The organism is Kribbella yunnanensis (genome assembly GCF_039529655.1).
Classification (GTDB): Bacteria; Actinomycetota; Actinomycetes; order Propionibacteriales; family Kribbellaceae; genus Kribbella; species Kribbella yunnanensis.
This window is the reverse complement of record NZ_BAAANF010000017.1, coordinates 861,379-885,209: the sequence shown is the minus strand read 5'-3', so window position 1 is coordinate 885,209 and position 23,831 is coordinate 861,379. Positions and strand designations below refer to the sequence as shown.

At 66.5% G+C, this 23,831-nt stretch carries 21 protein-coding genes; 5 read left to right on the top strand and 16 right to left on the bottom strand.

Going from position 1 to position 23,831, the window contains the following annotated elements:
- Positions 1 to 46: 46 nt before the first annotated feature.
- From ftsX to ABD231_RS27475, 4 genes are all read right to left on the bottom strand, one after another.
- On the bottom strand, positions 47 to 958 hold the full coding sequence (ftsX, locus tag ABD231_RS27490) for a permease-like cell division protein FtsX (protein ID WP_344158102.1): 912 nt from the start codon (positions 956 to 958) through the stop codon (positions 47 to 49).
- A gap of 43 nt (positions 959 to 1,001) precedes the next feature.
- On the bottom strand, positions 1,002 to 1,691 hold the full coding sequence (gene ftsE / locus ABD231_RS27485) for a cell division ATP-binding protein FtsE (RefSeq protein WP_132407842.1): 690 nt from the start codon (positions 1,689 to 1,691) through the stop codon (positions 1,002 to 1,004).
- Positions 1,692 to 1,887: 196 nt separating this feature from the next.
- Positions 1,888 to 2,052, bottom strand: coding sequence for a hypothetical protein (locus ABD231_RS27480; RefSeq protein ID WP_344158096.1), 165 nt, complete (start codon positions 2,050 to 2,052; stop codon positions 1,888 to 1,890).
- Entirely contained in the window at positions 2,045 to 2,425 is a 381-nt protein-coding gene (locus ABD231_RS27475; RefSeq protein WP_344158093.1) for a hypothetical protein, read from the bottom strand. The genes ABD231_RS27480 and ABD231_RS27475 overlap by 8 nt, the downstream gene beginning before the upstream one ends.
- Before the next feature lie 132 nt (positions 2,426 to 2,557).
- Here ABD231_RS27475 and ABD231_RS27470 point away from each other — a divergent pair, with 132 nt between their 5' ends.
- The 3 genes from ABD231_RS27470 to ABD231_RS27460 all read left to right on the top strand — a co-directional run bounded on the left by ABD231_RS27470 (position 2,558) and on the right by ABD231_RS27460 (position 5,395).
- Positions 2,558 to 3,628: a carbohydrate kinase family protein gene (locus ABD231_RS27470; RefSeq protein ID WP_344158090.1), complete on the top strand. Its 1,071-nt coding sequence runs from the start codon at positions 2,558 to 2,560 to the stop codon at positions 3,626 to 3,628.
- 94 nt (positions 3,629 to 3,722) lie between these two features.
- The gene (locus ABD231_RS27465) at positions 3,723 to 4,991 is read left to right on the top strand and encodes an ABC transporter substrate-binding protein (protein ID WP_344158087.1); all 1,269 of its coding nucleotides are present in this window, start codon (positions 3,723 to 3,725) and stop codon (positions 4,989 to 4,991) included.
- Entirely contained in the window at positions 4,991 to 5,395 is a 405-nt protein-coding gene (locus ABD231_RS27460; RefSeq protein ID WP_344158084.1) for a cytidine deaminase family protein, read from the top strand. Before ABD231_RS27465 ends, ABD231_RS27460 begins: the two co-directional genes overlap by 1 nt.
- Before the next feature lie 2 nt (positions 5,396 to 5,397).
- Here ABD231_RS27460 and ABD231_RS27455 read toward each other — a convergent pair whose 3' ends face one another.
- The 11 genes from ABD231_RS27455 to ABD231_RS27405 all read right to left on the bottom strand — a co-directional run bounded on the left by ABD231_RS27455 (position 5,398) and on the right by ABD231_RS27405 (position 21,661).
- A complete protein-coding gene (locus ABD231_RS27455; RefSeq protein WP_344158081.1) occupies positions 5,398 to 5,727 on the bottom strand; it encodes a helix-turn-helix domain-containing protein in 330 nt (109 codons plus the stop codon).
- A 1-nt stretch (position 5,728) separates the two neighbouring features.
- Positions 5,729 to 6,097 (bottom strand): type II toxin-antitoxin system RelE/ParE family toxin, encoded by a 369-nt coding sequence (locus ABD231_RS27450; protein ID WP_344158078.1) that lies wholly within the window; start codon positions 6,095 to 6,097, stop codon positions 5,729 to 5,731.
- An 8-nt stretch (positions 6,098 to 6,105) separates the two neighbouring features.
- Positions 6,106 to 6,459, bottom strand: coding sequence for a YciI family protein (locus ABD231_RS27445; protein WP_344158075.1), 354 nt, complete (start codon positions 6,457 to 6,459; stop codon positions 6,106 to 6,108).
- Positions 6,456 to 7,451: a TIGR03842 family LLM class F420-dependent oxidoreductase gene (locus ABD231_RS27440; protein ID WP_344158072.1), complete on the bottom strand. Its 996-nt coding sequence runs from the start codon at positions 7,449 to 7,451 to the stop codon at positions 6,456 to 6,458. The genes ABD231_RS27445 and ABD231_RS27440 overlap by 4 nt, the downstream gene beginning before the upstream one ends.
- Before the next feature lie 11 nt (positions 7,452 to 7,462).
- The gene (hydA, locus tag ABD231_RS27435; protein WP_344158069.1) at positions 7,463 to 8,869 is read right to left on the bottom strand and encodes a dihydropyrimidinase; all 1,407 of its coding nucleotides are present in this window, start codon (positions 8,867 to 8,869) and stop codon (positions 7,463 to 7,465) included.
- A gap of 11 nt (positions 8,870 to 8,880) precedes the next feature.
- Positions 8,881 to 9,723, bottom strand: a complete 843-nt coding sequence (locus tag ABD231_RS27430) for a nitrilase-related carbon-nitrogen hydrolase (RefSeq protein ID WP_344158066.1) — start codon at positions 9,721 to 9,723, stop codon at positions 8,881 to 8,883.
- A 92-nt stretch (positions 9,724 to 9,815) separates the two neighbouring features.
- Positions 9,816 to 10,430, bottom strand: coding sequence for a T6SS immunity protein Tdi1 domain-containing protein (locus ABD231_RS27425; RefSeq protein ID WP_344158063.1), 615 nt, complete (start codon positions 10,428 to 10,430; stop codon positions 9,816 to 9,818).
- Between the two features lie 5 nt (positions 10,431 to 10,435).
- Positions 10,436 to 17,155: a polymorphic toxin-type HINT domain-containing protein gene (locus ABD231_RS27420; RefSeq protein WP_344158060.1), complete on the bottom strand. Its 6,720-nt coding sequence runs from the start codon at positions 17,153 to 17,155 to the stop codon at positions 10,436 to 10,438.
- The gene (locus tag ABD231_RS27415) at positions 17,155 to 20,631 is read right to left on the bottom strand and encodes a LamG-like jellyroll fold domain-containing protein (protein WP_344158057.1); all 3,477 of its coding nucleotides are present in this window, start codon (positions 20,629 to 20,631) and stop codon (positions 17,155 to 17,157) included. The genes ABD231_RS27420 and ABD231_RS27415 overlap by 1 nt, the downstream gene beginning before the upstream one ends.
- Positions 20,632 to 20,823: 192 nt before the next feature.
- Positions 20,824 to 21,477 (bottom strand): PhzF family phenazine biosynthesis protein, encoded by a 654-nt coding sequence (locus tag ABD231_RS27410; protein ID WP_344158054.1) that lies wholly within the window; start codon positions 21,475 to 21,477, stop codon positions 20,824 to 20,826.
- A 4-nt stretch (positions 21,478 to 21,481) separates the two neighbouring features.
- Entirely contained in the window at positions 21,482 to 21,661 is a 180-nt protein-coding gene (locus ABD231_RS27405; protein WP_344158051.1) for a hypothetical protein, read from the bottom strand.
- Positions 21,662 to 21,706: 45 nt separating this feature from the next.
- Between ABD231_RS27405 and ABD231_RS27400 the strand changes: the two genes are divergently transcribed.
- A complete protein-coding gene (locus ABD231_RS27400; protein ID WP_344158048.1) occupies positions 21,707 to 22,123 on the top strand; it encodes an SRPBCC family protein in 417 nt (138 codons plus the stop codon).
- Positions 22,120 to 22,659 (top strand): TetR/AcrR family transcriptional regulator, encoded by a 540-nt coding sequence (locus tag ABD231_RS27395; protein WP_344158046.1) that lies wholly within the window; start codon positions 22,120 to 22,122, stop codon positions 22,657 to 22,659. Before ABD231_RS27400 ends, ABD231_RS27395 begins: the two co-directional genes overlap by 4 nt.
- On the opposite strand, the gene ABD231_RS27390 is transcribed toward ABD231_RS27395, so the two are convergent.
- A complete protein-coding gene (locus ABD231_RS27390; protein ID WP_344158044.1) occupies positions 22,643 to 23,782 on the bottom strand; it encodes a serpin family protein in 1,140 nt (379 codons plus the stop codon). The two genes, ABD231_RS27395 and ABD231_RS27390, sit on opposite strands and share 17 nt — an antisense overlap.
- Positions 23,783 to 23,831: the final 49 nt, after the last annotated feature.

Sequence of the window (23,831 nt, the reverse complement as noted above, 5' to 3'; positions counted from 1 at the left end):
GAGTTGTCGTGCAATGAGACTTCCACTGCACGATAAGTCACAGACGTCAGACTTTGAGGTATTTCCGCGTCGTCAGGAATGTCGGGATCACGGCGAGGACCAGGCCGACCACGACCATGATGAGCGTGGCCCGGAAGGTTTCGGTGGCGCCGACCCACTGCCAGACCTTGAAGGTTTCCTGGGCGCGTCGCATCACCACGAAGTACACGCCGAGCCACAAGGTACCGCAGGCAAGCACCGCGCCGATCAGCGCGGCCAGGATCGCTTCCAGCAGGAACGGCAGCTGGATGTAGAAGTTCGAGGCGCCGACGAGTCGCATGATCCCGATCTCCCGGCGTCGCGCGTACGCCGCCAGCCGGATCGTGTTCGAGATCTGCATCAACGCGGCGACCAGCAGCAGGGCGGCCGAGATGTAGGCACCCCATTGGACGCCTTCGAGGGCCTTGAACAGTGGATCAAGGTACTGCCGCAGGTCCTGCACGTTGTCGACGCCGGGCAGGCCGGCGACCGCACTGACCAGGTTCTGGTACTGCTTGGGGTCGCGGAGCTTGACCCGGAAGGACTCCTGCATCTGGTCCTCGGTGACCGTCGAGGCGATCGGCGAGTCCTTGTAGAGCTTCTTGAACTGCGCGAAGGCATCCTTCTTCGACTCGCCGAACACGCCGTCGGGCGCGGTGTCCGGGTTCGACTCGATCACCTGGCGGATCCGGTTCTTCTGGTCCTGGGTCACCTCGGCGCCCGAGCAGCCGCGGCCGCCGGAGTCCTTGGTGCACATGAAGACCGAGATCTGGATCTTCCCGTACCAGTTGCCCTTCATCAGCCCGACCTGCTCGTTGGCCAGCAGCGCGCTGCCGAACAGTGCCAGCGAGACCCAGATGGTGACGACGACCGCGATCGTCATCGACAGGTTCCGCTTCAGGCCGATGCCGAGATCGGAGAGGATGTAGTTCAAACGCATTGTTCAGTCAGTCCCTGTCATTCGCCGGAGTACTCGGCAGCGGTCAGTGCTGGTAGCCGTAGACGCCGCGTGACTCGTCGCGGACGACATGACCGTTCTCCAGCTCGATCACGCGCTTGCGCATCTGGTTGACGATCGACACGTCGTGAGTGGCCATCACGACCGTGGTCCCGGTCCGGTTGATCCGGTCGAGCAGCTTCATGATGCCCTCCGACGTCGCCGGGTCCAGGTTTCCGGTCGGCTCGTCGGCGATCAGGATCATCGGCCGGTTGACGAACGCCCGCGCGATCGCGACCCGCTGCTGCTCACCACCGGACAGCTCGTCCGGCAGCCGGTCCTGCTTCCCCTCGAGCCCGACCAGCTCCAGCACCTCGGGCACCGTCTTGCGGATGTGCGACCGCGGCTTGCCGATCACCTGCAGCGCGAAGGCGACGTTCTCGGCGACCGTCTTGTTCGGCAGCAGCCGGAAGTCCTGGAACACCGTCCCGATCTGCCGCCGCATCTGCGGGATCCGCCAGCTCGCCAGCCGGTTCAGGTCCTTGCCGGCCACCATGATGTGACCCTTGGACGTCCGGTGCTCACGCAGGACCAGGCGCAGGAACGTCGACTTGCCGGACCCGGAGGTACCGACCAGGAAGACGAACTCGCCTTTCTCGATCTCGACGTTGACGTTCAGCAGAGCGGCCTTGGTCTGGCCCTCGTACGTCTTGGAAACATTCTCGAAGCGGATCACGGGATCATCCGGCCGTGGTCGGGAACAGGAAGCGACGCAGCGGTAACCACGTGGTGCACCGTACGCCACCGGAGCGGCCGCGCTCAGCCTAGCCCGTCCCCGGCGCGCCGCCGACCACCCACACCAGCGGAGTCCGATACCCGGCGTACGGGGCCGTGCGCGCGCCGTACGGCGAAGTGCCGACTCCGCAGGTGGATCAGGCCGGGGCGGGGGAGGCGCCGGTGCCGGGGGCTGGGCGGGCGCCGGCTATGCGGGCTACGGCGGCGTCGGGTTTGCGGCCGGCTCGGCGGGCGGCTTCGACGTGCAGGCGGGCCAGCTCTACGGCTTGGCGGGAGACCGTCACGGTCTTCTTCTCAGCCATCTTCACCGTCTCCCTCGACGACCTCGATCTCGGCGTCTGCAATCTCAGCGTACGCGGCCGCGCCGACACGGTCGATCGCCACGGCGGCGGTCAGCGCGGCGACGAGGTCGTAGTCCTCGGGTTGTAACAGCTCCGACCTCATCAGTGAGCGGAGCGTGACGACACCGGCGTCGGTGCCGGCTTCGTCGCCGTCGAGGATCTGCTCGACCGCCCAGCGCACCATCCGCATCGTCTCCTCGCGGTGCCGCCAGGTGTCCAGCTCGCGATCGGACTTGCGGGTCAGGTAGGCGCCCAGCGCGACGCCGCCGAGCGCCAGCAGCGGGCTGAGGACCGTCATCACCACGCCGACCACGGAGATCCAGACCGGAATCACCGACACACCCCCAAAACCATCGAGTTCCTCCCCTGTTCGGCGCCGGTGACCGGTCGATGATGTTACGTAGAAGCATTCCATCCGTCACCGACAAAAAGCGCGCCCCCGCGGTCGGGCCCAGAATGACCCAGAATGATACGAAACGAGGTCACCGTGATCGACGAGTCCGAGGCGTACGACGTCTTCGTCCAGGGAACGGTGTTCCTGGACATCGTGCTGACCGGACTGGAGTCCGCGCCGACGACCGGGACCGAGATCTTCGCCGAAGGGATGGGGTCGTGCCCGGGCGGGGTCGCGAACTTCGCGATCGCCGCCAGCCGGCTCGGTCTGCGCAGCGGCCTGGCCGCGGTCTTCGGCGATGACGTGTACGCCGACTTCTGCTGGCGGACCCTGGCTGACCAAGAGGGTGTCGACCTCTCGCACTCCCGCCGGATCGGCCATTGGCACTCCCCGGTCACCGTGTCGATGTCGATCGACCGGGACCGGGCCATGGTCACGCACGCGCACGAGGCTCCCGGCGATCCGAGCAAATTGGTCGGTCCCGGCCTCAAGGCCCGTTCCGCGATCGTCCCGGTCGCCGATGACCTGCCCGACTGGGTTCAGCAGGCGAAGCAGTCCGGCGCGCTGTTGTTCGGCGACGTCGGCTGGGACCCGACCGACGAGTGGTCTCCGGCCGTGCTCGACGTACTGGACGGGTTCCACGCCTTCACCCCGAATGCGGCCGAGGCGATGGCCTACACCCGCACCGACACCCCGAAGGCTGCGCTCCACAAACTGGCCGAGCGGGTTCCCCTCGCGGTCGTCACGAACGGCGCGGACGGCGTACTGGCGATCGACTCCGAAACCGGTGAAGAGGAGCACATCCCGGCCCTGCCGGTGCGTTCGTACGACCCGACCGGTGCGGGCGATGTCTTCCTCGCCTCGCTCGTCCTCGGCACTCTCCGCGGCTGGCCGCTGGCGCACCGACTGGCCTTCGGCAACCTCTGCGCCGGCTTGTCCGTCCAGCACTTCGGCGGTTCGCTGGCGGCGCCTGGTTGGGGCGACATCATCGACTGGGTTCGCGACCACAGCCGGCATCGCCCCGGCGACGTCGACCCCGAGATCCTCAAGCACTACACCTTCATCGGCGATGTCCTGCCCGCCGGCCCGGTACCGATAGTCCGCCGCGCCTCCGCCACCATCGCCCGCCTCTCCGACGCCTGACTCCTCAATCGTTTGACCAAGTCGCGGAAATCCCCGCGGCGAGAGCCCCACGAGTCGTAGGGTCGAGGGACCCTACGGTTCTGGAGGCGGCGTGATGGGTGGGTTCAGCAGGCGGCAAGTGCTGGGGCTTGGCGGCGGTCTGGCGGCGGTCGCCGTGGCCGGTTGCGGTTCCAACTCAGGCCGTCCCAACAGCGGCGGAGACGGCTCGAAGGCGACGCTGTCGCAGTGGTACCACCAGTACGGCGAGGCCGGCACCCAGCAGGCGGTTGAGCGGTACGCGAAGGAGTACCCGGATGCGACCGTGACGGTCCAGTGGTCGCCGGGTGACTACGACAAGAAGGTCGCCACCACACTGCTCACCGAGCAGGGCCCCGACGTTTTCGAGTACGGCAACGGCCCGACGATCGACATGATCAAAGCCGGCCAGGTGGTCGACCTGAGCGACGTACCGGGTGAGGCTGCCGCCGACTTCACGCCGTCCCTGATCAAGCGGATGACGTACCAGGGCAAGCTGTACGCGATCCCGCAGGTCGCAGACATGCAGCTGCTCGTGTACCGCAAGAGCCTGCTCAGCGCGGCCGGCGTCCAGCCGCCGCAGACCGTCGACGAGCTGATCGACGCAGCCAAGAAGCTGACCACCGACAAGGTCAAGGGCCTGTTCGTCGGCAACGACGGCGGCGTCGGCGTACTGGGTGGTCCCGCGCTGTGGTCGGCCGGTCTCGACTACCTGACCGACGACGGCAAGTTCGGCTTCGACGACCCGCTCGCGGCCGAGTCCCTGAAGAAGCTCCGCGAACTGTTCACGTCGAAGGCGCTGCTGCTCGGCGCACCCGCCGACTGGTCCGACCCGTCGGCATTCACGCAGGGCCTGACCGCGATGCAGCTCACCGGCCTGTGGACCCTGCCCGCGATCGAGAAGGCGTTCAAGGACGACTACGGCGTACTCCCCTGGCCGAAGCTGAACGCGACCACCGGCGCCCCGAGCGTCCCGGTCGGCGCCTATGGTTCCTGCGTCAGCTCGAAGTCGAAGAACGTCGAGGCAGCGAAGAAGTTCGTCAAATGGCTGTGGGTCGACCAGACCGACAAGCAGCTCGACTTCGCCCAGGCCTACGGCTTCCACATCCCGGCCCGCAAGTCGCTCGTCGAGAAGGCCGAGAAGCTGAAGTCCGGCCCGGCCGCCGAGGCCGCCAAGTTCGTCAACGAGAACGGCCACGCCCAGACGCCGATCCTGTGGTCGCCCAAATCCGGTACGGCGTACTCCGACGCCCTGAACCGGATCATCCGCAGCGGCTCCGACCCGGCCACCGAGATCAAGGCGGTCAAGTCCGTCGTCGACGCGGAACTGAAGCGGATCGCCGGCTGATGGACCTGCGCCCCCTCACGCCCGAAGACCACGAGCTGATCGACCTGGCCCGCCGTACCGTCGAGGAGAACACCGACGGCCCCGACGGCATCTACACGATGGGCGCCGCCGTCCGCAACGCCGACGGCCGCCTGTTCGCAGGCATCAACCTCTACCACTTCACCGGCGGCCCCTGCGCCGAACTCGTTGCCCTAGGCCACGCCCGAGCCTCCGGCGCCCGCGACCTCACCACCATCGTCGCCGTAGGCAACGAAAACCGCGGCGTCCAGGCCCCCTGCGGCCGAGATCGCCAAGTATTACTGGACTATCACCCCGGCATCCGCGTCATCCTCCCCACCCCCGACGGCCCCGGCTGGTCCCCCATCACCGCCCTACTCCCCGGCGGCTACCGCTGGGCTCCGTGAGGTCAGGCGACCTTCCAGGTGCGCTCACCGAGAGTCGCCACCACCTCGACGGTGCCACCCAGAGCAGTCACATACGCGCGGACGATGTCGATCCCTGAGACTTCACCGCTCTCGATCTTCGAGACTCGCGCCTGCGAGACCTGAAGCAACTCGGCCAGCCGGACCTGGGTAACCCCCGCGGCCTTCCGCATCTCGGCCAGCTGATGCCCGCGCACATACGCCTCGGTCCGCTCACGCGCAGCCTGCTTGGCCGCCGCACGCTCCGCCGGCGTCCGCGAATCAATCGCCCGAGCCTTGGCCTTGACGTCTTCCCAGTTGGAGTATGTATTCATTTCACTCCTCCACTTTCAGTTCGATCAGATGCTCAGCAAACCGCTCGTCCGCCAGCGGAACTGCCACGCGATACCAACTGTCCCATCGACCCGACTTGTCCCCCGCCACCAGAATGATGGCCTCGCGCATCGGGTCGAAGGCGAAGAGCATCCGAATCTCGCTCTGACCCGATGATGCCGGACGCAGTTCCTTCATGTTGTGAAACCGACTACTTTTCACGCGGTCGACCAGTGGCCGACCGATCGCCGGCCCCTCATGAGCCAGCAGATCAACTGCCCTCTCGATCAGGCCGGCGGACTCCGGATCATCTTCACAGAGCTCCAGGTACCACGCCTCAACTGCGGAGTGAAGTCTGATCGTCCAGCCCATAGAGCAGACTATAACTTATCAGTCATATTTCCGCCCAGGTGGATTTCGCCTTTGCGGAACCACCAGGTGATGGGCTCGGCGACCAGGATTCCGGCCTGTACGGCGGGGTCTGCGGCCGCGTGTTGGCGGGCTTCGTCGAGGCCTACTCGGTAGACGCAGAGTCCGCGGAGCGTTTCGTCGGTTTGCTCGCGGAAGGGTCCGGCCGCGCCCATCACGCCTTCGGTGCGGAGCTTGTCGAGGAAGGTCAGATGAGCCGCCTGGACAGCATCGGACTCGTCGTCGGAGAGGTCGGGCGGATTCGCCGGGCGGCGAAGGAGGATCAGGGTGAGTGACTCCATGCCCGGGCGAGGCGCCGTACTCATGAGAAGGCCGGGATGATGTCTTTGCCGTAGGCCGCGAGCGTCTCTTCCTTGGCGTCGTGCTGGAGATAGACGGCGAACTGGTCGACCCCGAGCGCCTTGAGCTCCTCCAGCCGGGCGAGGTGGTTCTCGACCGGGCCGAGGATGCAGAAGCGGTCGACGACCTCGTCGGGGACGAAGTCGGTGTGGGTGTTACCGGCGCGGCCGTGCTGGCTGTAGTCGTAGCCCTTGCGGCCCTCGATGTAGTCGGTGAGCGCCTTCGGTACGCCGCCGCCGTCGCCGTACCGCGCGACGATATCGGCCACGTGGTTGCCGACCATCCCGCCGAACCACCGGGTCTGCTCACGCTGGTGCTCGAGGTCATCGCCGACGTACGCCGGTGCTGCCACGCAGAACTTGATCGCGTCCGGGTCCCGGCCGGCCTCCTCCGCAGAACGCCGTACGGCGGCGATCATCCACGCGGCGATATCCGGATCAGCCAGCTGCAGGATGTAGCCGTCGCCGACCTGACCGGTCGCCGCCAGCGCCCGCGGCCCGTACGCCGCCACCCACACGTCGAGCGCGCCGTCCTTCACCCAGCCGAGCTTCAGCTCCTGACCGCGATGTGTCACCGTCTCGCCGCGCGCGAGTGACCGCACGACCTCGACACACTGCTTCATGTCGGCGATCGTGCCGGGCTGAGCACCGAGCGTGCGCAAGGCCGAGTCGCCGCGACCGATCCCGCAGACCGTGCGGTTCCCGAACATCTCGTTCAGCGTGGCGAACTGCGACGCGATCACGGTCCAGTCCCGCGTCCCCGGGTTCGTCACCATCGGGCCGACGATCACGCGTCGCGTCGACGCCAGGATCTGGCTGTAGATGACGAACGGCTCCTGCCAGAGCAGATGCGAGTCGAACGTCCACACGTAGTCGAACCCGGCGTCCTCCGCCTTCACCGACAACTCCACCACCGCGGACGCCGGCGGATCACACTGGAACACCACTCCGAAGTCCACAGCCACTCCCCCTAAACCAGGTACGACGACAGGCCGCGCTTCAGGTACCGGCCGCGACCCTTGCGGCCATGGTAGTTGCCGTCAGCCACGATCACCTCGCCGCGCGAGATCACTGTGCCCACCCGGCCCTGGATCTCGACCCCTTCGTACGCCGAATAGTCCATGTTCATGTGATGCGTCCCGACCCCGATCCGCGTCGTACCGTTGGGGTCGTAGATGACCAGGTCCGCATCCGAGCCCGGCGCGACGATCCCCTTCTGCGGGTACAGCCCGAACATCCGGGCCGGCGTGGTCGCGATCGTCTCCACCCAGCGCTCCAACGACAACTGCCCGTCGACGACCCCTTGGTAGATCAGGTCGACCCGGTGCTCGACCCCACCGATCCCGTTTGGAATCTTCGAGAAGTCACCGAGACCGAGCTCCTTCTGATCCTTCATACAGAACGGGCAGTGGTCGGTCGACACGATCGCCAGATCGTTGCTCCGCAACCCCTTCCACAGGTCCTTCGCATGCGACTCGTGCTTGCTTCGCAACGGGGTCGAACACACCCACTTCGCCCCTTCGAACCCGGGCGCACCCAGCTGGTCCTCGAGCGTCAGATACAAGTACTGCGGACAGGTCTCGGCGAAAACGTTGCGTCCGGCATCTCGTGCCTTCGCCACCGCCTCCAGCGCCCCGCTCGCCGACAGGTGCACGATGTACAACGGGCAGTCCTTCGCGACCTCCGCCAGCGCGATCGCCCGGCTCGTCGCCTCGGCCTCCAGCGCCGCCGGCCGGGTGATCCCGTGGTAGATCGGATCCGTCTCGCCCCGCGCCAGCGCCTGCTGGATCAGTACGTCGATGGCGATGCCGTTCTCCGCGTGCATCATGATCATCGCGCCGTTCTCCCGCGCGGTCTGCATCGCCCGCAGGATCTGGCCGTCATCGGAGTAGAACACCCCGGGATAAGCCATGAACAGCTTGAAACTCGTGATCCCCTCGTCTCTGACGAGCGCATCCATCGCCTTCAGCGAATCACCGTCCACGCCGCCCAGGATCATGTGGAACGCATAGTCGATATGACAGTTCCCCTCGGCCTTCGCATGCCAGGCCTGGAGGCCGTCCTGCACCACCTCACCGGTCTTCTGTACGGCGAAGTCGATGATCGTCGTCGTACCACCCCAGGCAGCCGCCCGAGTCCCCGTGTCGAACGTGTCACTGGCCGCCGTACCGCCGAAGGGCAGCTCCATGTGCGTGTGCGCGTCGATCCCGCCCGGGATCACATACTTGCCAGTGGCATCGACCACCTCGTCCGGCGTGATCGTTGCACTGAACAACGGATCGAGCAGGGCAACGATCTTCTCCCCCTGCACCAGCACGTCGGCCAACTGCGTCCCGGTCGGCCCGACCACGGTCCCACCCTTGACCAGCAACGTCATTCTGGCTCCCTCTACGGCTTCGTCAGGTCCCCGTAAGCGTCCGGCCGGCGATCCCGGTAGAACTGCCACCGGTCCCGCACCGTGTCCAGCAGGCCGAGATCCAGGTCCCGCACGATCAGCTCCGGGTCATGGTCGTGCCCGACCTCCCCCACGAACTTCCCCTCCGGGTCCACGAAGTACGACGTACCGTAGAAGTCGTTGTCCCCGTAGTCCGACTCGATCCCGACCCGGTTGATCGCCCCGATGAAGTACTCGTTGGCCACCGCACTCGCAGGCTGCTCAAGCTGCCACAAGTACGCCGACAACCCGCGACTCGTCGCCGACGGATTGAACACGATCTTCGCCCCCGCGAGCCCCAACGCCCGCCACCCCTCCGGGAAATGCCGGTCGTAACAGATGTAGACCCCGATCCGCCCGACCGCGGTGTCGAAGACCGGATACCCCAGGTTCCCCGGCCGGAAGTAGAACTTCTCCCAGAACCCCTTCACCTGCGGAATGTGGTTCTTCCGGTACTTCCCCAGGTACTTGCCATCAGCATCGATCACGGCAGCCGTGTTGTACAGCACCCCCGCCTGCTCCTGCTCGTACATCGGCAGCACCATCACCAGACCGAGCTCCGCGGCCAGCGCCTGGAACCGCTCAGTGGTGGGCCCCGGCACACTCTCGGCGTACTCGTAGAACTTGGGATCCTGCAACTGACAGAAGTAAGGCCCATAAAAAAGTTCCTGGAAGCAAATAACCTTCGCCCCCGCCTGCGCCGCCTGCCGCGCATACTCCTCATGCGCCTTGATCATCGACTCCTTGTCACCAGTCCAAGAAGTCTGCACCAACGCCGCCCGCACAACCTCCGCCACCGAAACCTCCCGAAGTCGCCGAGCACCCATACTCCATCCGCGCCCCGAGAGAGTCAACGGATCTGTGGCGTCCCTCGGGCACTGGCCGGCGCCTAGCTCAGGTCGACTCCCGAGATCGGGCTGCCGAGGCCGGCCTTCCTGGCCTGGGACCGCAACTGGCCCATGATGCCCCAATAGACCTCGACGTCAACTAGTTCGAGGTTCTCGACCTGATCCTTCCCGCCCAGGAACAGCGGAACTCGATACCCAACACATTGGTCAAGACCAAGCGCTTCGGGAGTCTGCGACCGCCACTGTTCGTAGAAGCTCACAGCAAGAGCTTCCTCCGAATAGTCGACGAGCTCTTCGTCATGGAACTTCGAGACCGGCACCGGGATCTCCAACGCCTCGCCGGTGCCCGGCTCGAGGAGCAGGACTTCCGGGTCCAGCGCGTCGCCCCGGTTCCGATCGGCGGCAAACTGGCGACCGAGCCAGTCGAACCCGAAGATGTCAAGACGGCCCGCGAACTCCGGAAAGGCATCGTCGACCCAGGTCTTCGCAACTGCTGCCGACGAGTCGCCATGGATTCGGTACAGCCCGGCCCGGAAGGAACATCCACCGAACCGGGTTCGTAGCACTCGAACCGGCCCGGAAGCGGTGCCTTCGGCAGCGCCGGCGACCTGCCCATCGGTCAACTCAAAGGCAGCTCTGAACTTGTCCAGCAACATACTTTTCACCTACTACAGATCGAGATGCTGCAAACCCGGGTCCCGGGCGACAGCCCGCGGATCTGTTGCTGAATTTGAGAACCGAGACTCCTGTTCACGGAATAATGCAGCGGGTTCATATTGAGAATATCGTCCGCTCCACCCAGTTGCAGGTCGATGACATGATCCACGTCGTGTGCATCGGGCACCGTTCCGCCGGCTTGTTTGTAACGACGACTGGCCGACGTGCCCGCGCGCTCGACCTTGGTCACGATGAGTCTAGCCTTGTTGAGGGCTGCGACCTTGGCATCGGCCGCCGCGCGCTGAGCCGCCGACCAGCCTGGCTTGTAGGTCAGACTCAGGTGTACTCCATCGCAGGTGTTGTGCACCAGGACCGAGCGCTCACCCACGTGGTAGGTGTGGATACCTTGCACTCGGAGGTTGTAGGCCGGTGCCGTGTGCTCCGTTCCGGCTTTCAGGCCCGACACCGTGATGACCTGTCCCTCGGCGCCCAGCACCTGTTCGCCGGTCGCGAGCTGGTCCGCCCGTTCGAAGCGCCGGTCGGTCACAGACCAGAAGGGGTGGTCCTCGGTGGTCGTGATGGTTTCGCCGTCAACCTCGAGGTCCACGACCGTGTCGTCGTGTACGAAGACACGCTCGACAGCCTTCGCGGCTTGTTCGCCCGTCTCTGGGTCTGTGGCGACGACTTCATCGCCTACCCGGACCTCTTGGATCGGCTTGCGGCTGCCGTCCGCCATGAGAACCTCGGTTGTGCCGGCAAACGAGCAGGCAGCCGCAGCAGTCTTCCCCAGCAGCTTGGCGCCGAGCGCACCCGCGAGCTTGCCCGCGGCCCCACCTGCGGCACCTGTAGCGCCACCGACGGCGACTTCTTTGGCGAGGCTGGCAGTGCTGAATGACTTGTCGTCATCCAGCGCGACCTCCGCGCCATAGCCGAGTCCGGCGCCTGCAGCGCCGGCGACGGCCCCCGCGATGACGACACATCCCAAGCCCGCGGTTCCGACACAGAACGCGGCAGCACCAACGACTGCGACGCCGATCGCGATGCCGGTTCCGATTTCGGAGGCGTGGTCTTTGGCCCATTCGTGGGCTTCGTCGACTTTGTCCTTGGCTTCGTTGACGTGTTTCTTGATCCAGCCGCCTAGGCCGCGCTTCTTCTTCTTTTCTTTGTGGTGGTTGGTGCCGCCGTCGTTGTCGTCGTAGCTGTAGCCGCCGTTGGGGCCTTTGGGGTTGGGGTTGTCGTTGGGGCAGCCGGGGCAGTACTGGGTGTCTACGTCGTCGTCGGTGTAGCCGCCGCCCCCGTCGCCGTCGTCGAGGTTCAGCAGGCCGGTGGGGTCGGAGCCGGAGATGGGGTTGTCGTTGGCGTAGGTGTAGCCGAGCATTTGCTGGGGGTCGGCGGCGTCCAGCAGGGGGTCGACGCTGAGGAAGCGGCCGATGGTGGGGTCGTACTCGCGGGCGCCGAGGGTGGTGAGGCCGGTGTCCTTGTCTTCGGGTTTGCCCAGGAAGCCGTGGTCGTCGGGCCAGGCCGTGGGTGGCGTGCCGCGGGGGTCGCCGAAGGGTTTGGCGTAGCGCTTGGTGGCGACCAGGGTGTCGGCGTCTACGGCTACCTGGGAGGTGCCGTGGTAGTCGGCGACCAGCCAGGACATGTCCGAGGTGGCGGTGCCGTTGGCTGAGCGGACGCCGATGGTCTGGCCGGCGAACTCGTACTGGCGCTTGCCGGTGACCTTGCGCCTTGCCTTGTCGAGGGTTAGTTCGAGCTCACCCAGGAAGAGGGTGGTCTCGGTCGGGCTGCGGCGGACCAGGAGGGCGCCTTCGGCGTCGTAGACGTAGTTGGTGTCACCTGCTGGGCCGGAGAGCTTCTCGAGCTTGCCTTGCACGTTCCAGTTCAGGGTCTGGCCGGGGCGCACCGTGGTGTTACCGCGGCTGTCGTAGTCGTAGGCCTTGGTCGCGGCGCCGGTCTGGGCGACGTTGGCCAGGGTGTGGGGCTGGTCGGTGTTGTAGTTGAAGGTGCTGGTGACGTTGCCCGCGGTGGAGTGGTCGACCTGGGTCTTGCGCAGGCCGATCGCGGTGTAGGTCCAGGACTGCCAGTACGGCGCTACTCCGCCCAGCCCGAGCGCGCTCGGAGGCTGTGTACAGTCGGCGTTGGCGGGTGTCCACGCCTCGGTGACGCGGCGCTGGCCGTCGTACTGGAAGCACTGGGCGTCGCCGCCGGAGGCGGACGGGACCAGGTTGTGGTCCTTGGTGATGTTGCCGGTCGGGTCGTAGGTGTAGACGTGGTCGGAGAAGATGTCGGCCTTGCCGGCCGTGGTGCGGGCGAGGCGGCGGGTGCCGTCCTCGTAGATGTTGTTGATCTCCATGTCGAACGCGGAGCCGAGCATGATCTTCGCGACGTCACCGAAGGGGTTGTATTCGGTGCCGTTCACATACGTCCGGTCGCTGTGCATCTTCAGCGGCAGGCCGAGTGCGTTGTACTCGTAGTGGACGTCTTCGGCGCCGAGTCCGCCGCCGGCTGACAGGGACGTCATCTCCAGCGTCTTGCCGTCGGGCTCATAGCCGTAGTTGGTCCAGTAGCTGCCGTCGACCTCGATGCCCTCGACGGAGGGGATCACCCGAGTGACCTGGGTGGGCTTGTAGAGCACGTTCCGGTCGTTGATCAACGTCCGGTACGCCGGTCCCGACTTACCCGTCGGATAACTCGCAGACTCGGCGACCTGGCCGAGCAGACCCGTCTTGTCGTACTTCCAGTCGGCCAGCAGGTTCTCCGGGGCGACGCTTGTCTGGTAGACCCCGGTCTCGCGATCCAGCGCGTCGTACGTCGTGACAACTGTCTTGTTCGCCGAGTCCGTGGTCGAGACGAGCCGGTCGCCCTCGTCGTACGTCGAGGTCGTCTTGCCGGCATCGGGATCCGTGCTTTCGACCTTGCGACCTCGGAGATCGTACTTGTAGGTCCAGCTTCCACCGGCGCCGTCCATCCGCGTCATCTGACCGGCCACGTCGAACGTGTACTTCGTCAGGTCCGGGGTCCCGGTCGCGGTGTTGCCCTTGAACTCGCGCCGCTCGATGATCCGACCGCGGACGTCGGTCACGCTCGTGGTCGCCGGACTTCCGGCCGGCGGCAGCACTGTCGTCGTGTCGCCGCCGTAGCTGGTGGTGGTCGACCACTTCGGCTGCAGCATGCTCATGAACGTGGTCTTCACCGTGCGGCCGGAACCGTCGTACTCGTTGAAGGTCTGCTTCGGCACTGAGGCGTTGGGGATCGCGACGAGGGTCGCCGCCGGTGCCGCCGAGTTCCAGACGTCGCTGTTCTGGTAGATCGCGAGACCACGCGAGTCGTAGCGCGTTTCGCTGATCACGCGGCCGCCGTCTGCCGCCGGCGTCTGGCTCTGGCGGTCGCGCAGCAAAGAGTCGAACAGCTGGTACGACGTGTTGTAGCCGTTCGCCTGGATGTTCAGCGTGTCGGTGCGGATCGTCGAGGGGGCGGTGTTCGAGATCGTGTAGGTGTACTTGGTGTTGGCGAGCTTCGTCGCGGCCGGAGCCTGGCTCGGAAGCCATACGCCGGTCAACCGGCCGAGCCCGTCGTACGCCAGCTCGGTGATCTTGCCGTTCACATCCGACGTCTTGGACGGCAAGCCCCATTCGGCCCTGTACGTCGTTGTCGTGGTGAAGTTGACCGGCGCACCGCTGTAGTTGTTGACCGTCGGCTGCCTGATCACGGTCTGCGTGAGCGGACCGGTCAGTGCAGGCGTGTAGGCAGTTGTGGTGACACGTCCGAGCGCGTCGCCCGATGACGTTGCGCGGCCCAGAGCGTCGTAGACCTTGGTAGCGGCGTTCTGGTAGACGGGGACGCCGTCGGTGTAGTGGTGCAGGCGCTGGACCAGGGTCGCGTCGCCGAGGGTTGCGACTCCGTAGGCCTTGCTGTCGTAGAACGTCCGCACGTCGGTCAGGACGCGGCTCTCCGGCGGATTCGGGGATACCGAGTCGCAGGCGCCGGAAGAGGTGACGATGCGGATGGGGAGGGCGAGCAGCCAGGTGCTGGTGTTCTTGAGGTAGTTGGTGATCGTGCAGGTCTCGTCGCCGGTTTTCGCGGCGTCGCCGTGGTCGGTGACCTTGTTGGGGAGGTTGTTGTCGGGGTCGTACGTGGTTGAGGTCGCGCTGACGAGGTCCGGGCGGCCGCCGTCGCGGGCGATCCGGTTCTGGGTTGCCGAAGTGCCTACGAAGTTTGACTTCAGGGTGCCGCCGGGGACGGCGTACGACGCCTTGGGCGTGATGAGGTAGTCGGTGATGACGCCGGAGACCTCGGTGTTGGAGGTCGCGTGCTGGTAAGTGATCTGCTCGCGTGGGCTACCGGACAGCGCCTCGGCATCCGCCCGTACGCCGCCTGCCGTGTCGGTGACGTCGACGTTCTTGACGGCCGTGGTGCCTTCGAGTTTGTCGCCGTCCATGCCGCGGAAGTACTTCGTCACCGAGCGGCTGCGCGGGCGGGTGTTGTCGCCCGGGTCGCCGCTGTACGTCGTGACTGTGCTGTAGCCGCGCCAGTCCGACCAGGTCTTGTCGGCGTCCTTGATCATCGGCGACTGCTGGTAGTGCCAGGCACCGCCGCCGGAGTACGCGTACTGCGTGACCATGGGCGCGCCGTTGCCGGTCTGGTCGGTGGTGACGACATTGTCGACGACGTACTTGTGGAACCAGTCCTCCCGCTCGACCTCACCCTGCGGCTTCCACTTCACGGGATAACAGCGTTTGGTGTTGGTGTCCTTGGCCGGGCGTTCGCCGGACATGCACTCCTTACCGGCATAGTTGACCATCACCTTGGCGCCGGTCTCGGTGTTGATCTCACCGACCCGGTACCGGACCAGCCCCGGCAGACCGTCGGTCCGAGTGTCGACCCGGTTCGGCAGACCGACCGGCTTGAAGGTCACGTCGGGGACGGCGATCGCCGTACCGACCTTGCCGCTGTGGGAGATGCCGTTCAGCCACATCGGCTTGCCGTCGGCGACGTCACCCGGCGTCGGGAAGGTCAGGTTGGTCTGCCAGAAGTCGACCGGCTGGTACGTCGAGCCGTTCAGCACCTGGGTCTGGATCTGGTACAGGCGCTTGCGCGTGAAGAACGTCGGCGAGACCTTGTTCGTGCACGCTGTCGTCCCCTCGCAGATCTGGTCGAACGGGACGTCCGGCCAGTTCCCCTTGGTCGTTGCGTTCAGCACCGAACAGTTCGCGAGGCAGCGTTCGGCCGCGGTGAAGACGACCTGCTGCGGCGCCTTCACCCCATCGGCAAGCGAGGCGTCCCGCAGGCCGTAGTCGATCCGGTTGAGGTAACCGCCACGCACGTACGACGTACCGGGCGACGCGACGCCGTTCTTGGCGTAGTTGTTGAGCTCCTTGGTGTACCAGTACGACATGGCGTTGCCGTGCAGGTCGACCACGTAGTCGAGGTTCCAGCGCCAGCCCAGGTTGCAGCCGGTGGCGGTGGTGTTGCAGGGCTCGCCCGCGTCGTCGCCGTACACAGGGGCGGTGAAGACCGAGTTCGTGACGGCGGTCAGGCCGGGCTTCAGTTTATGCTTGCCGAAGAAGTACTGGGTCCCGTCGGTGGTGGTGACCTTCCAGTACTCCTTGAGCGCGTCACCGTTGTCGTCGGTGCCGATCAGCTTCTCGACCTTCGACCCGTCGTCGTTCTTCAGCTTCCACGTGCTGGCACCGATCGCGTCACCGGCCGACCGGACGAGCTCGTTAGACTTGCCGTTGAGCGTCAGCGTGGCGTTGTCGTACTTCCAGCACTGGTCGTACTTGCCGACCTTGCCGTCCTCGTCGCAGCTCGTGTACTTGCGCTCGACGAAGGATTCCGTCAGGTCGAATCCCTCACCGACCCACGAGACCTGGTTGTTGGAGGCCGAGGTCCGGCCGTCGACCGACTGCGCCGAGTACGAGAAGGCCAGGCTCGGCGTCGGCCCGGCCGCGGCGGGCGGCACCCGCAGCGGATACGACCAGGTGAAGTCACCACTCGACCCACCGCCCGACCAGCTCGAGGACGCCGAGAGGCTCGTCGCCGAGTAATCACCAGCGCTCGAATCCGAACCGGCAGTGATCGCGAAGACCGACTGCTGCGCACTCAACGGCGCGGTCGTCGTGACAGTCTTCGCAGCCGGATCGTTGGACGTCTGCAACGGCGTGCTGGTCGCACAACCCGGTGCCTTGGGCGTCGTGAGGACACAAGCCGGGAGTGCGACGACCTCGAGCCGCGCGGCCCAGTCGCCGCCGTACGCGTTCTCGTAGCCGGAGTAGTCAAAAGACAGCTGTACGTCGGACTTGGCCGCCGTACTCGCCTTGACCAGTACGCCGCTCACCCCGGCGCGCGCACTGGCCGCCTGGTCGAGGAAATCGAGGTCGACCGCGGCCGGCGCCGTACGTTTCGCGGAACGTGCGGCGACCGGCCCGGCCGGCTTGTCGGTCGCGGCGTTGACCGCGATCGTCTGGCGACCCGGGGCCGGCCAGTGCACCGGCCGGTTCGCGAACTCGGTCGTCTTGGCGACGGCCTTCTGCAGGTCCGCCGACTCGACCGGAGCCGCGGCCGGCGGGACGTCCTTGACCTTGACGCTCTTGGCCTTCACCGGCTTCGGCCGGTCCGGGCTTCCCGCCTCAGCCGCGCTGGTCGGCCCGACGATCGCCACCGTGGCGGTCAGCGACAGCGCGAGCAGGACCGGGAGGGCGCGGGTCCGTAGCTTGAGCTTCATCAGGAACACTCCGTCGGGTCGTTGCTGAACTCGATGCAGAGCTGGCGTTGCGGTACGACGCCTGTGTAGACACGCAGGTCGTCCATCGCGGCATTCAGGGGTGAGTAACCCGTGTCGGTCTCATCCGGCCGAGCGACGATCGTCGCGCTGCCCTGGAACGGTGTCGTGAACGTTGCCGTACCGCCGTCGCCGGACCGGTCCGTGATCAGCAAGGTCATCTGGTCCGTGGCAGCGCTGTACTGCGCCGCCAGGGCCGTCCACTCGCCGGCGGTGGTCTGGTTGGTCGGTTGAGTGACGCTCACGTAGGCACCGGTGGTCGTGTCACTGGCGGCCCGACTGAAGACCCATTCGGCGTCGTCGTCGGTGCCCGGGCGGTATTCGATCCGCCAGGAGTCCTTGTTGGCTCCCAGTTGCCGCACGAACACCTGCTTCTTCGTCGGATCCTGAACCTTCACCCACAACGTCACCGTGAACGAAGCCGTCGAGTCGACCAGCGGCCTGTTGACCGCGAGCAGCTCCGAGGTGGTCCCGGTCGTGGTCAGGACGTTGCCGCGCTCCGGGTCCTCGACGATCGCCGAGGTCTGGTCCGGCGAGCCGGCGAAGCCGGAGACGGCCCAGTCCTGGCCGTAGACGGTGTCCTCGCTGACCCAGACGCCGTTCGGACGGACGGAGACGCTGTCGAAGGGGAACTTCGCGGCGAGCGAGGCAACCGGCTCATCGCTGCCGGACGGGCCGGTGCGCGGGTCGGCGAGCACATTCGCCTCGGCGGCCGAGATCGTGCGGGGGTAGATCTTCACATCGTCGACCGCGCCGTTGAAGACGCCCTTGAAGGTGCTGACGCGGTACGAGCCGACCTCGACCGTCCCGGTCCCCTTCCAGGGGGTGTGGCTGAAGCTGACCGGAGCACCCTGGATGCGGCCGTTGACGTACAGCGCCATTGTCTTGTTGCTCGCGTCGAAGACACCCAGCACGTGCGTCCAGGCATTCAGGACCGGTACGGCGGTCGAGTCCACCCGGGCTTGGCCGGCTGTGCTCGAATCGGTCAGGTTCTGCATGAACGACCAGCGGGTGCCGGTGTAGCGCAGCAGCCCGGCGTTGGCCTGGGTACCGGTGATCGACACGATGCCCGAGTCCTTCGAAACGGTCGGGCGGGCCCAGGCCGAGATACTGAAGTTCTGCGAGGTGTCGATGAAGGTTCCGGCACCGCCGACGGTGGCGCGGTTGTCGCCGTCGTTGTTGCCGTCGAAGGTCAGCGAGCCGCCGACTCGACCGGCATCGTCGAACTGGGCGCCGGTCACCGCGAGCGGGTGATTCTTGCCGGAGGAGTCGGCGGCCGTCGTACCGGATCCTTCGTCGAAGTTCCACGCGCCTGATGGCGGCAATCCGGGTCCGACATTGATCCGGTGGTACTTCGTCGTACTCGCGTGGTCGGCCGCATCGTGGCTCTTGGCCCCGAGCGTCATCAGGGTCTGCCCGGGAGTGAGCAGGTCGACAGTCACCGAGCGTCCGTTGACGCGCGTCATCTTTCCGTTGAAACCGTAGCTGAGCGCTGAGACATCAGTGCTGGTCGAGGAGATCGTGTACCGCACCTTGGCGCCGAAGGGCACCGAAACCGGGCAGACGTCAGGTGTTGAGCTGGTCAGGCAGTCCTGCAGCGTCTGGCCGTTGTAGCTCGCGGTGATCGTTGGCGCGGGTGGTGGCGTTGTGTCGATCTTGAAGTAGCAGGACGGCGACCATGCCGAGGCCAATGTGCCGCCCTTGACCGCGTACAGCGTGCGGGCCCGGTAGGTGTACATGACGTTGGTGGCCAGCGGTGCCAGCGGCTGCCCCTTGACCTTCACCCCGGGTGCGACCGTCGGGCTCTGGAACGTCCAGACGGACTGGGACGGGCTGACGATCTGCCACTGCACGACGATCCGGGCCCCGGTGTCACCGGCGCCGACCCAGCCCTTGCCATAGATCCACGGCACGGTCGAGGCGATGATGGCGGGGTCTGTCGAGGGGTCGCAGCCGCTGGGCAGGTCGGTGCTGGTGGCTGCCCCGAGCTCGTATGCCGGCAGCGGGTAGGCGGCGTACTCGATATCGAGCTTGCCGGTGCTGTTGAACTGCTTCCAGGCGATCCCGTCGGTCTCGCTGGTCGCCCGCAGCCGGAAGGTCGCGGTCTTGCCGTTGGCCGTGGAGGTGTACTGCATCGAGTTGGTCACGTCGAACTCGACGGCGCCCGCGGGGCAGGACGAGTTGTAGCCCTTGGCAACGGTCTGGGAGGCGACGTCGGCCTGGCCACCAGGTGCGTTGTTCCAGGTCGTGGCCGATCCGACGGCTGCGGTGCGCGACACGGTGACCGAGCGCGCGGCGCAACTGGCGGAGTGGATCTCGTAGGTGCGCAGCGACGAGCTGAGGATCTTCTTGCCGGTGTACGCCGCGACGTCGAACTGGAAGTAGGTGCGCACGATCTTGTGCTGCTCGAAGTCCTCGAACCCGACACCCAGGCTGTGCGTCGTCTTCCAGAACGGCGTGGTCGGGTACAGCTGCCAGATCGCGGTCCAGCCGTTGCGGTCGACCGTCTTGATCGTCGGGTCGATGACGACGGGGAACTGTGTGTCCGCGGCGGTCAGCAGCTTCTGATCCGGCGTGACCGTCAGCCCCTGCTTGCTACCCGAGAACTGCATCAGCGCGCGCTTGGACGGGCCCGCGGGTCCCCTCTCGACAGCCTCGGCGGCGACGCCCTTCGTCTTGGTGACCGCGCCGGCCGAGTCCCACATCAGCGGTTCACCGACTGTGAGCACCTCCCGCCCGGACGAGTCGACGTACGACGGCCTGCCGGGCTGCGTGGTGCGGAGGCTGAGGTTCTTGGTGGTGACCGGGAAGGTCAGGCTGCGCAGCGCGGGGTTCGCGGCGGCCGCCCGGTTCTGGACGACCAGGTTGTAGCTGAAGCTGCTGTCCGCGGCGTCGACGACAAGGTCCACGCCAGGCAGCACAGCGGCGTACGTCGCCTTGGATCCGGACAAGGTCGGTGCCGGGAGCAACCAAGGTGCCTTGAGCTCGAAGATGCCACCGGAGCGCGTGAAGCGGGCGAGCGGGCCGTTGCCGCCGGCCGAGAAGACGATGTCGGTCGTCGACGCCTTGGGCGCGATCAGGCCGTCGGGGCGAACCGCCAGATTCGTGTCGACGGCGGTCCACACCCCGTCCTTCTGGACGCGGACCGGCTGGTTGGCGATCTCCGCCTTCAGCGTGCCCTGCGGGGTGGCGACGGTGCGCGCGTACGGCGTCGTCTTCTCCTCCACCTCGACCGAAGTGTTGAACCGAGCCGCCAGTCGCGTGGCGTCGGCCACGGTCTTCGCCGAGGACGGCGCGACCTCCGACTTCGCCTGCGCGACTACCGGAACGGCTGCGAGACCCGCAGCCAGCACCGATGTGATCGAAAGGACGCTGATCGGGCGCAAGAACGCGCGCAAGGACCACCGATTGGAAGACATGCCTCACCCCTGGAATTCACGACCGCCGAAAAACGCGAACCTCCCCCGAGGCGCGCCACTCGGAGGTCGGCCGAGGGCGGGGCAAGACTGTCCCGCGGCTACCCGCCGGGTCAACGAAATTGCAGGTAGTGACAGAGTTCGCGAAAGTACCTGGTCAATTGACCAGATCTGGTATTCGCGCAGGTCAGAGGGCTATTCGGCCCATACAACCCGACCGCCGACCGTTGCGTGGGACGGCGGGAGGTGGGTGGTGTGGAGGTGCGAGCCGGCGCCTTGGATGATGTGCAGATCGCGGCCGAGCAAGGCCGTCAGTTGGGTGGCCGCGGAGCCGGTGGCTTCGTCTTCGGGGACGCCCATGGCGGGGGCGAACGCTCGGGCGCGGATGACGCCGGGCGAGATCCAGGACCAGAGATAGGTGTGGCCCGCGGAGTAGGAAGCGGGGTCGGCGGCCAGCACGTCGGTGGGGGTCGGAAGCTCGGTCCAGTCCCAGGTGCTGCCCCAGCTGGTGTCGGCTCGGACGGAGACCAGGTCACCTTCGAAGGTGACGGGGATTTCGCCGGCTGGCGTCCGCAGGGTCGGTACGGCGTGGCCCTGGCTGCGGAGCCACCAGGCGACACCGACGGTGGGGTGGCCGGCGAACGGCATTTCGCCGGTGGCGGTGAAGATACGGACGGCGCCGGTGGCCGCGTCGTCGACGTACACGGTCTCGCTGTAGCCGAGGTGGGCGGCCAGGGCTTGGCGGCCGCTGGGTGGGACCAGGTGGCCGGCGACGATGCCCAAGGGGTTGCCGAAGTGGCCGTCCTGGTCGGTGAAGACCTTGACGACGGCGACCGGGAGATCGGTCAAGGGGTCAGAGGACCGCGATGAGGACGATGACGACCACCAGCAGCACTGCCGCGCCGGCGATGGCGAGGATGCGGCCGTTCGGCTTGGACTCGGCGGGCGCCTCGCCCTCGCTGACGAAGGCACGGAACATCTGGGTGTTCGCGCCCGGGTCCTGCTCGTTCTCAGGGGTGTTCTGGTCTGCCATGGAACCTGACCATACCGTGAGGCCGTTTCGTGTACCATTTGGTACATGAGATTCGACCATTCCGTCACGATCCAGGCACCGGCCGAGCGGGTCTGGGCGGTGTTCAGCGATGTCGAGCGGTGGCCCGAGTGGACGCCGACGGTCGAGAGCGTGGAGCGGCTCGACGAAGGACGCATCCGTCCGGGGGCGCGGACGCGGATCCGGCAGCCGAAGCTTCCGGTGGCGGTGTGGGAGGTGACAGAGCTTGTGGAGGGGCAGTACTTCGAGTGGGTGTCGAAGGCCCCCGGGATCAAGACGACGGGTGGTCACCGCGTGGTCAGTACGCCGGAGGGCACGGTCGCGACGGCGACGATCATTCAGGAGGGGCCGCTCGGCTGGCTGTTCGGCCGGTTGTACGCCGGGCTGACGCGTCGCTACATCGCCACCGAGACCGAAAAGCTGAAGGAGCTCGCGGAGCGGTGAGCCGGGAAACCCTGCTCGGGGACGCGGTCGAGTACTTCGCGAAGAACGGGATCGGCGATGCCAGCCTGCGCGGTATCGCGGCCGGTCTCGGGACCAGCCACCGGATGCTGATCTACCACTTCAAATCTCGCGAGGGGCTGCTGGCGGAGGTGGTCCGGACGGTCGAGCAGCAGCAACGTGACCTGCTCGAGGAGCTGACGGGACTGCCGGTCGCCGAGCAGTCGGAGCAGTTCTGGCGAAAGGTGACCGAGGCAACGTTGATCTACGGCCCCTTGTTTTTCGAGCTTTCCGCACATGCGATGCGCGACCAGCCGCACACGGCGGAGCTCAAGGCGGACCTGATCAATGTCTGGCTGCCACCGTTGGTTGCCCTATGCATCAAAGCGGGTATCCCAGCTGACCAAGCGCCAAGCTACGCGCGTCTCGGCCTGGCGGCCTCTCGCGGACTCCTCTTCGACCTCCTGCTGACCGGCGACAGGACAGGTGTCGACGAGGCGTCCGCGCTGCTCAACCGCTTGTTCAGCCTGCCTCGGTAGGCGATTCGATCCAGCCAGCGACGATGGGCAGCCGCGACTCCCGCAGTACAGCGGTGAAGGCAAAAGGACGATCCAGTACGACGTCCAGCCGCCTCGAATGACTGGTCGCCATCGCGGCTCGCGTCATCGCGATCGACGTCACGGCCGCGGCCTCGAACCCGGTCGCGAAGAACCGCGCGAGCACCTCCTGCTTGGCCTGCCCGATCGCCAGCGGCATCGGGCTGATCGCACTGAAATGACCGCGGACCCCAGGGTTCGAGGCCACGGCCGACAGCCCGAACAACTCCGCAGACGCCAACAGGTCATGGGATGCCGAGACCTCGAACGACGGAAGCGACAACCGCACATCCGGCCGCCCACTCGTCGTCTTCCCGATCCGCACCCCGGGCGCAACCTCATCGGCCCCCTCGATCAGCCGACTACCCGGTACGCCGTCGCCCGGGCGGGCCGCCGCGTCCAGGAGCCCGCCGACGACATCCCCGGTACCAAGACCGAGCAGTACGTCGACATCCGCGTCGCCGCGAACCGTGATCACGGTCAGGTCGTCGTACCGGCGTACGGAGTCGAGGTCGTGGTCGGTTCGCTCGAGCCAGCGCCAGGAACCGGCCCACTCGCCCTTGAGGCGCTTGACCTGCTCGGTGAACGGGCGGACCCAGGTCGTGCGGAGGCAGAGTGCGGAGGCGAGGACGAGCATCACGTCGGGGTCGATGTCGACCGGCATCTCGCGGATCAGCCCGTCGGTGTGCTCGGTCGCCCACGCGTCGAGCTTCGGCTTGTCCACGTCGGGCCGGCCGGTCAGCATCCCGACCACGGGAGCCGGTACGACCTCGCCGAAGGACTCGGCGAGTTTTAGTTGCTCGCTCACCCAGACGCCGAGCGCCGCGTGGAGATCGGCGGACTCGTCGAGCGCCTCGATCAGCCGCACGGCCAGCCGCGAGCCGTCGGCAGCGGCCACCTCGGCAGCGGCGGCGAGCTCAGCGCGGCCGGGTTCATCACCGGCGGTGGCGAGGATCGCCAGCAACGGCCACAGACCGAGCCCGGACACGACGGTGTTCCCCGGCTCCAGGCTCCGAACCCAGCGGCCGGTCAGGTCGTTCACTGCACGCACGACGTCGGCATCCATGCTCCCCAGCCTGCCACGCCCGAACCTGGACGCCATCACAACTGGCCCC

Excerpts from the sequence above, each read along its gene's own strand:
- ftsX (WP_344158102.1), bottom strand. The coding sequence starts at position 958 with ATGCGTTTGAACTACATCCTCTCCGATCTCGGCATCGGCCTGAAGCGG.
- ABD231_RS27480 (WP_344158096.1), bottom strand. The coding sequence starts at position 2,052 with ATGGCTGAGAAGAAGACCGTGACGGTCTCCCGCCAAGCCGTAGAGCTG.
- ABD231_RS27470 (WP_344158090.1), top strand. The coding sequence starts at position 2,558 with ATGATACGAAACGAGGTCACCGTGATCGACGAGTCCGAGGCGTACGAC.
- ABD231_RS27465 (WP_344158087.1), top strand. The coding sequence starts at position 3,723 with ATGGGTGGGTTCAGCAGGCGGCAAGTGCTGGGGCTTGGCGGCGGTCTG.
- ABD231_RS27460 (WP_344158084.1), top strand. The coding sequence starts at position 4,991 with ATGGACCTGCGCCCCCTCACGCCCGAAGACCACGAGCTGATCGACCTG.
- ABD231_RS27455 (WP_344158081.1), bottom strand. The coding sequence starts at position 5,727 with ATGAATACATACTCCAACTGGGAAGACGTCAAGGCCAAGGCTCGGGCG.
- ABD231_RS27450 (WP_344158078.1), bottom strand. The coding sequence starts at position 6,097 with ATGGGCTGGACGATCAGACTTCACTCCGCAGTTGAGGCGTGGTACCTG.
- ABD231_RS27445 (WP_344158075.1), bottom strand. The coding sequence starts at position 6,459 with ATGAGTACGGCGCCTCGCCCGGGCATGGAGTCACTCACCCTGATCCTC.
- hydA (WP_344158069.1), bottom strand. The coding sequence starts at position 8,869 with ATGACGTTGCTGGTCAAGGGTGGGACCGTGGTCGGGCCGACCGGGACG.
- ABD231_RS27425 (WP_344158063.1), bottom strand. The coding sequence starts at position 10,430 with ATGTTGCTGGACAAGTTCAGAGCTGCCTTTGAGTTGACCGATGGGCAG.
- ABD231_RS27420 (WP_344158060.1), bottom strand. The coding sequence starts at position 17,155 with ATGAAGCTCAAGCTACGGACCCGCGCCCTCCCGGTCCTGCTCGCGCTG.
- ABD231_RS27415 (WP_344158057.1), bottom strand. The coding sequence starts at position 20,631 with ATGTCTTCCAATCGGTGGTCCTTGCGCGCGTTCTTGCGCCCGATCAGC.
- ABD231_RS27405 (WP_344158051.1), bottom strand. The coding sequence starts at position 21,661 with ATGGCAGACCAGAACACCCCTGAGAACGAGCAGGACCCGGGCGCGAAC.
- ABD231_RS27400 (WP_344158048.1), top strand. The coding sequence starts at position 21,707 with ATGAGATTCGACCATTCCGTCACGATCCAGGCACCGGCCGAGCGGGTC.
- ABD231_RS27390 (WP_344158044.1), bottom strand. The coding sequence starts at position 23,782 with ATGGATGCCGACGTCGTGCGTGCAGTGAACGACCTGACCGGCCGCTGG.